Annotated in this window: 6 protein-coding genes; all 6 read left to right on the top strand. The window is 63.8% G+C overall.

Features of this window, described 5'->3' with window-relative positions; all coding sequences use genetic code 11:
* Positions 1 to 175: 175 nt before the first annotated feature.
* The 6 genes from MRY75_RS19655 to MRY75_RS19630 all read left to right on the top strand — a co-directional run bounded on the left by MRY75_RS19655 (position 176) and on the right by MRY75_RS19630 (position 6,749).
* A complete protein-coding gene (locus tag MRY75_RS19655) occupies positions 176 to 1,054 on the top strand; it encodes an RNA polymerase factor sigma-32 (RefSeq protein WP_292309671.1) in 879 nt (292 codons plus the stop codon).
* On the top strand, positions 1,051 to 1,830 hold the full coding sequence (locus tag MRY75_RS19650; RefSeq protein WP_292309670.1) for a ChaN family lipoprotein: 780 nt from the start codon (positions 1,051 to 1,053) through the stop codon (positions 1,828 to 1,830). The genes MRY75_RS19655 and MRY75_RS19650 overlap by 4 nt, the downstream gene beginning before the upstream one ends.
* A 58-nt stretch (positions 1,831 to 1,888) precedes the next feature.
* Positions 1,889 to 3,082 (top strand): bifunctional phosphopantothenoylcysteine decarboxylase/phosphopantothenate--cysteine ligase CoaBC, encoded by a 1,194-nt coding sequence (coaBC, locus tag MRY75_RS19645; RefSeq protein WP_292309669.1) that lies wholly within the window; start codon positions 1,889 to 1,891, stop codon positions 3,080 to 3,082.
* Positions 3,083 to 3,132: 50 nt separating this feature from the next.
* Positions 3,133 to 3,591: a dUTP diphosphatase gene (gene dut, locus MRY75_RS19640; RefSeq protein ID WP_292309668.1), complete on the top strand. Its 459-nt coding sequence runs from the start codon at positions 3,133 to 3,135 to the stop codon at positions 3,589 to 3,591.
* Complete coding sequence (moeB, locus tag MRY75_RS19635) at positions 3,588 to 4,655, top strand: molybdopterin-synthase adenylyltransferase MoeB (RefSeq protein ID WP_292309667.1); 1,068 nt, start codon at positions 3,588 to 3,590, stop codon at positions 4,653 to 4,655. The genes dut and moeB overlap by 4 nt, the downstream gene beginning before the upstream one ends.
* An 81-nt stretch (positions 4,656 to 4,736) precedes the next feature.
* The gene (locus tag MRY75_RS19630; protein WP_292309666.1) at positions 4,737 to 6,749 is read left to right on the top strand and encodes a M3 family metallopeptidase; all 2,013 of its coding nucleotides are present in this window, start codon (positions 4,737 to 4,739) and stop codon (positions 6,747 to 6,749) included.
* Positions 6,750 to 6,827: the final 78 nt, after the last annotated feature.

Raw genomic sequence — 6,827 nt, 5'->3', positions numbered from 1 at the left:
CGCGATACCGTAACCGACAACTTCCGCGTCGTATCCCTAGAAAAATACAAAATCGTCTGAAACGACATCAGGTCAATTCAGGCGCATGAGTATATTGAAACTTTTTCCGTGAATCTTTGATCCATGCGCGGGTGCCCCCCGTACACGATACAAGAGATAAGATCAGGGGGTACTTATGGCACTGGACTCGTTCAACGACCAAACCCTGTCTCGCCGGGCGATGAAAGCAGAATTGCTGGATGCGGAGACGGAGCTGAAGCTGGCCTATGCGTGGCGTGACGAGCGTGATGAGGTGGCGCTGCATCGCCTGATAAATGCCTATATGCGGCTGGCGATCTCGATGGCGTCGAAGTTCAAGCGGTATGGCGCGCCGATGAACGACCTGATCCAGGAAGCCGGGCTGGGCCTCATGAAGGCGGCCGACAAGTTCGATCCCGACCGGGGCGTGCGGTTTTCGACATATGCGGTCTGGTGGATCAAGGCTTCCATTCAGGACTATGTGATGCGCAACTGGTCCATCGTGCGGACCGGGTCCACGTCTTCGCAGAAATCGCTGTTCTTCAACATGCGCCGGGTTCAGGCGCGGCTGGAGCGGGAAGCCGCAGCCGAAGGTCGGGTGCTCGAGGGGCACGAGATGCGGCGGATGATTGCCGAGGAAATCGGCGTGCCGTTGCATGATGTCGAGATGATGGAAGGCCGGTTGTCCGGGTCCGACTATTCGCTCAACGCGACGCAGTCGACCGAGGATGAGGGGCGCGAGTGGATCGATGCGCTGGAAGATGAAAGCGCGCAGGCGGACGCACGGGTCGAGGAAGACCTGGACCTTGCCCAGCTGCGTCAGTGGCTGACCATGGCGATGAACCAGCTGAACGAGCGCGAACGGTTCATTGTCCGCGAGCGCAAGCTGCGCGAGGACGCGCGTACGCTGGAGAGCCTGGGGATCGAGCTGGGTCTGTCTAAGGAGCGTGTACGCCAACTCGAGGCGGCGGCCTTTGCCAAGATCCGGAAATCGCTTGAGGCGCAGAGTCCCGAGGTGCATCACTTCCTTTCATGAGACATGCGCTGGCCTTTCTGATCTTCGCCCCCACGGCCCTTGTCGCTGGGGGCGTTTTCGATGGGGCAGATGTCGTGTTTCTTGGTGAGTTGCATGACAACGCGGCACATCACCAGCGCCAGGCGGAGTATGTGGCCGAAATCGCTCCGACCGCGCTGGTGTTCGAGATGCTGACACAGGCGCAGGCGGATCTGGTGACGCCGGAGCTGGCGGCGGACGAGGCCGCGTTGGAGGCCGCCTTGGGCTGGAACGCGAGCGGGTGGCCGGATTTCTCGATGTATTACCCGATCTTTGCGGCGGCCCCCGAGGCAGTCATTTACGGTGCGGCCGTGCCCCGCGATGTTGCGCGGCGCGCGATGGAGACCGGGATGGCCGAGGCATTTCGCGGTGATGCGGAGGCATACCGGCTGACCGTGCCATTGCCGCGGGATCAGCAGGCCGCACGCGAGGCGCTGCAACTGGCGGCGCATTGCGACGCGATGCCTGCAGAGATGCTGCCGGTGATGGTGGACATTCAGCGGCTGCGGGATGCGGAACTGGCCTATTCCGCGGTTCAGGCGTTCGAAGCGCATGGCGGGCCGGTGGTGGTGATCACCGGCAATGGGCATGCGCGGATGGATTGGGGGGCTCCGGTCTACCTGATGGCGGCAGCGCCCGGTTTGCGGGTGATGTCTTTGGGACAGGGGGAGGAGGACGTGCCGCCCTCGGGCCTGTTCGACCTTGTCGAAAGCGCGCCGGAGGTGGATCGGGGCGATCCCTGCGCCGCGTTCCGCTGATTGAGTTTTGCCCGACAGCCCCGTAACAAGGAGCGGGGACCTGTCAGGACTGTGCCTTATGTTGAGCGGCAAACGTATCCTTCTGATCATCGGCGGCGGGATCGCGGCATATAAATGCCTCGACCTGATCCGCCGCTTGCGCGAAGGCGGTGCGGCGGTGACGCCGGTCATTACGCGGGCGGCGGCGGAGTTTGTCACGCCCTTATCGGTGTCGGCGCTTGCGGGGGAGAAGGTCTATACCGAGCTTTTCGATCTGACGGACGAGGCCGAGATGGGGCATATCCAACTGTCCCGCGTGGCCGATCTGGTGCTGGTGGCCCCGGCGACGGCGGACCTGATGGCGAAGATGGCGCAGGGGATGGCGGGCGATCTGGCGACAACGCTTTTGCTGGCGACGGATACACCGGTGATGATCGCACCTGCGATGAATGTTCGGATGTGGGACCATCCGGCGACACAGCGCAATCTGGCGGTTCTGAAAGGCGACGGGGTTTCCGTGGTTGGGCCGAATGAGGGCGACATGGCGTGCGGCGAGTATGGGCCGGGGCGCATGGCGGAGCCGTTGGAGATTGTCGATGCGGTGGTGGGCGCGCTGGCGGATGGGCCTTTGCGCGGCAAGCGGATCGTCGTGACATCCGGCCCGACGCATGAGCCGATTGATCCGGTGCGTTATATCGCGAACCGGTCCTCGGGCGCACAGGGCACTGCGATCGCGGCGGCGCTGCGGGCGTTGGGGGCCGAGGTGGTGTTCGTCACCGGGCCTGCGGATGTGGCACCGCCGGATGGTGTCGAGGTGGTCCGGGTCGAGACCGCGCGGGAAATGCGGGCAGGCGTGCTGGCTGCTCTTCCAGCCGATGCGGCTGTCTTCGCGGCGGCGGTGGCCGACTGGCGCGTGGTTGGGGCGTCGGACAGCAAGATCAAGAAGGTGGCGGGCGCGCTGCCGACACTGGCGTTCGAAGAAAATCCGGACATTCTTGCCGAGGTGTCACAGATGTCTGAGGGGCGCCCGGGGTTGGTGGTTGGCTTTGCGGCCGAGACCAATGACGTGATCGAGAACGCCACCGCCAAGCGGGCGCGCAAGGGCTGTGATTGGATCGTTGCGAATGACGTATCGCCTGCGACGGGCATCATGGGCGGGACCGAGAACGCGGTGACGCTGATCTCGGATACCGGGGCCGAAGCCTGGCCGCGCATGGGCAAAGACGCGGTGGCGCGGCAATTGGCAGCACGGATTGCCGACGCGCTGGTCTGACGGCGCGGTTGGGCCATTTTGCGTATTTGGAAAGAGAAGAAGGGCAAGGCGTGGTCGCGATCAGGCTGACTTGGGATGAAGACGCGGACAGGTCACTGGGGCTGCCGGTCTATGCCAGTGCCGGGGCGGCAGGGGCGGATTTGCGGGCGAATTTTCCGGATCGCGGGTCTGTTGTGCTGGAACCGGGCGCGCGCGCCTTGGTGCCGACAGGGCTGCGGATGGCGATCCCGGACGGGTATGAGGTGCAGATCAGGCCGCGCTCCGGACTTGCCTTGAAGCATGGGATCACATTGCCGAATACGCCGGGGACCATCGACAGCGATTATCGCGGGCCTTTGGGGGTGATCGTCATGAATGCCGGGCAGGATGCTTTTGAAATCGCGCACGGCGACCGGATTGCGCAGATGATTGTCGCCCCGGTGCTGCGGGCGGAGTTCGAATTGGTGGAGACCCTCGACGACACCGTGCGCGGTGCGGGTGGTTTTGGATCGACCGGGGTGTCGGGATGATCGTTGTCTTTGCGATGGCGGCTGCCCTGTGGGGTCTGGGCGCGCTGATGAAGATGCCGCGGTCGGCGCGGCTCTACATGATCGGGCTGCTGTATGTGGGCGTGTTGTTCATCCAGATCGCGTTGCCTTTGGGCCATCCGTTGCGGATGGCGACGGGCGAGAGTGCCGCGCTGTGGATTCTGCTGGGCGTGTTTGCGGCGATTGCCGTTCTTTACGGGCGGGTCGTCAAACGGCTCAAAGACCGTGCGTTGGTCAAGGAGAAGGGCGACGCACCGCCTGTGCAGCGGTCGGCCAGTTTCTCGGCCTCGGAACTGGAGCGTTATGCGCGTCACATCGTGCTGCGCGAGGTCGGTGGGCCGGGGCAGAAGGCGCTGCGGGATGCCAAGGTTCTTGTGATCGGCGCCGGGGGGCTGGGCGCGCCTGCGTTGCAATATCTGGCAGCGGCAGGCGTGGGCACCATCGGGGTGATCGACGACGATGTGGTCGAGAACGCCAATCTGCAACGGCAGGTGATCCACCGGGATCAGAACATCGGTATGCCCAAGGTGTTTTCCGCACAGGCCGCGATGCTCGCGCAGAACCCGCATGTGGAGGTGCGCCCCTATCACCGGCGGCTGACCGAGGATGTGGCCGAAAAACTGGTGGCGGAGTATGATCTGGTGCTGGATGGCACGGACAATTTCGAGACACGCTATCTGGCGAACCGCGCCGCCGTCGCCATGGGCAAGCCGTTGATTTCGGGGGCGTTGTCGCAGTGGGAGGGGCAGATCTCGGTCTTTGATCCGGCGTCGGGTGCCCCGTGTTACCAGTGTGTTTTTCCCGAAGCGCCTGCGGCTGGGCTGGCCCCGTCCTGCGCCGAGGCTGGCGTGATCGGACCTTTGCCCGGTGTGATCGGGTCGATGATGGCAGTCGAGGCGATCAAGCTGATCACCGGGACGGGGCAGGCGCTCAGGGGTGAGATGCTGATCTATGATGCGCTGTGGGGTGAGACGCGGAAAATCGCGCTGAAGCCGCGCGGCGATTGCCCGGTTTGCGGTGGAGCAGAGGCTGCCGCTGCACGCTGAAGTCCGTTTTCCCCGTGCAAGGCCCATTGTTGTTGTCCGCGGACGGACCTAGGTTTTGATCAAACCGGATAGGAGCGTTCGATGACCAACCCGTTGCTTGAGACTTGGGAGACCCCGTTTGGCCTGCCGCCGTTTGACCTGATCGAGGACGCGCATTTCGCGCCCGCGATCGAGGCCGCGATGGTGGACGGGCTGGCAGAGGTCGAAGCGGTGGCGACCAACCCGGAGCCGCCGACATTCGAGAACACGATTGAAGGGCTGATGCAGACGGGCGCGGCGTTGGACCGGGTGCTGGGGGTGTTCTACAACCTTGCCGGGGCCGACAGTACCGACATGCGTGAAGAGATCATGCGGGAGTTTTCGCCCAAACTGGCCGCGCATTCGGCGGCGATCTATGGCAATCAGGCGCTGTTTGCGCGGATCGAACAGGTGTGGCTGGCGCGGGAGGCGCTGGATCTGACGCCCGAACAGGCGCGGGTGCTGATGCTGACCCATCGCGGGTTCGTGCGCGCAGGCGCTGCGCTGACCGGGGACGAGGCGGCGCGGATGAAGGAGATCAAGGGGCGGCTGGCCACTTTGGGCACGCAGTTCGGGCAGAACCTGCTGGCGGATGAGCGGGATTGGCAGCGGGCCTTGTCCGAGGACGAGTTGGAGGGATTGCCTGCATTTGTGGTGAACGCGGTGCGTGCGGCAGGCAAGGAGCGGGGGGCGGATGGCCCTGTTCTGACACTGTCACGGTCGGTGATCGTGCCGTTCCTGCAGTTCTGTCCGAACCGGTCCTTGCGGGAAGAGGCGTGGCGCGCCTGGGTCGCGCGTGGAGAGAATGGCGGCAAGACCGACAATCGGGGTGTGGCTGCCGAGATTTTGCAACTGCGGGCCGAGCGGGCGAAGCTGTTGGGCTATGCGGATTTCGCGTCTTACAAGCTTGAGACGGAAATGGCCAAAACTCCGGAAGCTGTTCGCGGTTTGTTAATGGATGTGTGGGAGCCTGCGAAAGCGCGGGCCTTGGCGGATGCTGCGCTGCTGGAAGAAAGGATGGTGGCCGATGGTGTGAACGGGCCGTTGCAGGCGTGGGATTGGCGGTATTACTCAGAGGCGCGGCGGCGCGAGGAATTTGCGCTCAACGAGGCGGAGCTGAAGCCCTATTTCCAGTTGGAGAAGATGATCGAGGCATCTTTTGCCTGTGCCAACCGACTGTTCGGGCTGGAGTTCCGGCCTTTGGATGTGCCGCTCTACCACACGGACGCGCGGGCGTGGGAGGTGACGCGCAACGGGCAGCATGTGGCGGTGTTCATCGGGGACTATTTTGCGCGGGCGTCAAAACGGTCGGGTGCCTGGTGTTCGGCGATGCGGTCTCAGCGCAAGTTCCCGGATGTGCAGGCGCCGATCGTTGTGAATATCTGCAACTTCGCCAAGGGTGATCCGGCGCTGCTGTCTTATGACGATGCGCGGACGCTGTTCCACGAGTTCGGCCATGCACTGCATCAGATGCTGTCGGATGTGACCTATGACATGATCTCGGGCACGTCGGTGGCGCGGGACTTTGTGGAACTGCCGAGCCAGCTCTACGAGCATTGGCTGGAAGTGCCGGAAGTGTTGCAGGAATTCGCCGTGCATGCGGAGACCGGCGAGGCGATGCCGCAGGAGATGCTGGACAAGGTGCTGGCGGCGGCGACCTATGACATGGGGTTTCAGACGGTGGAATACGTGGCCTCGGCGCTGGTGGATCTGGCGTTCCACGAAGGCGCGCCGCCGACCGATCCGATGGCGGCGCAGGCCGAGGTGCTTGACGGGCTGGGGATGCCCGAGGCCATCGTCATGCGCCATGCGACGCCGCATTTTGCGCATGTCTTCACTGGGGACGGGTATTCGTCTGGCTACTACAGCTACATGTGGTCCGAGGTGATGGATGCGGACGCGTTCGAGGCGTTCGAGGAAGCGGGCGGCGCATTCGATCCGGCGATGGCGGGCAAGCTGGAGGAGTTCATCCTGTCGGCTGGCGGGTCCGAAGAGGCGGATGTGCTCTACACCAGGTTCCGGGGGCGGATGCCGGGGGTTGACGCTTTGCTCAAGGGGCGCGGGCTGGCGGCGTGAAGGTGCCAGTCCTTTGAAGGACTGGGGCGAACCCTTTGAAGGGTTCGAGGCGCGCGGTTTGGGACGGTGGGCATGCCT

Source organism: Marivita sp. (assembly GCF_022763305.1).
Taxonomy (GTDB): domain Bacteria; phylum Pseudomonadota; class Alphaproteobacteria; order Rhodobacterales; family Rhodobacteraceae; genus Marivita.
Note: the sequence above shows the minus strand (reverse complement) of the source record. Positions and strands in the feature narration are given on the sequence as shown.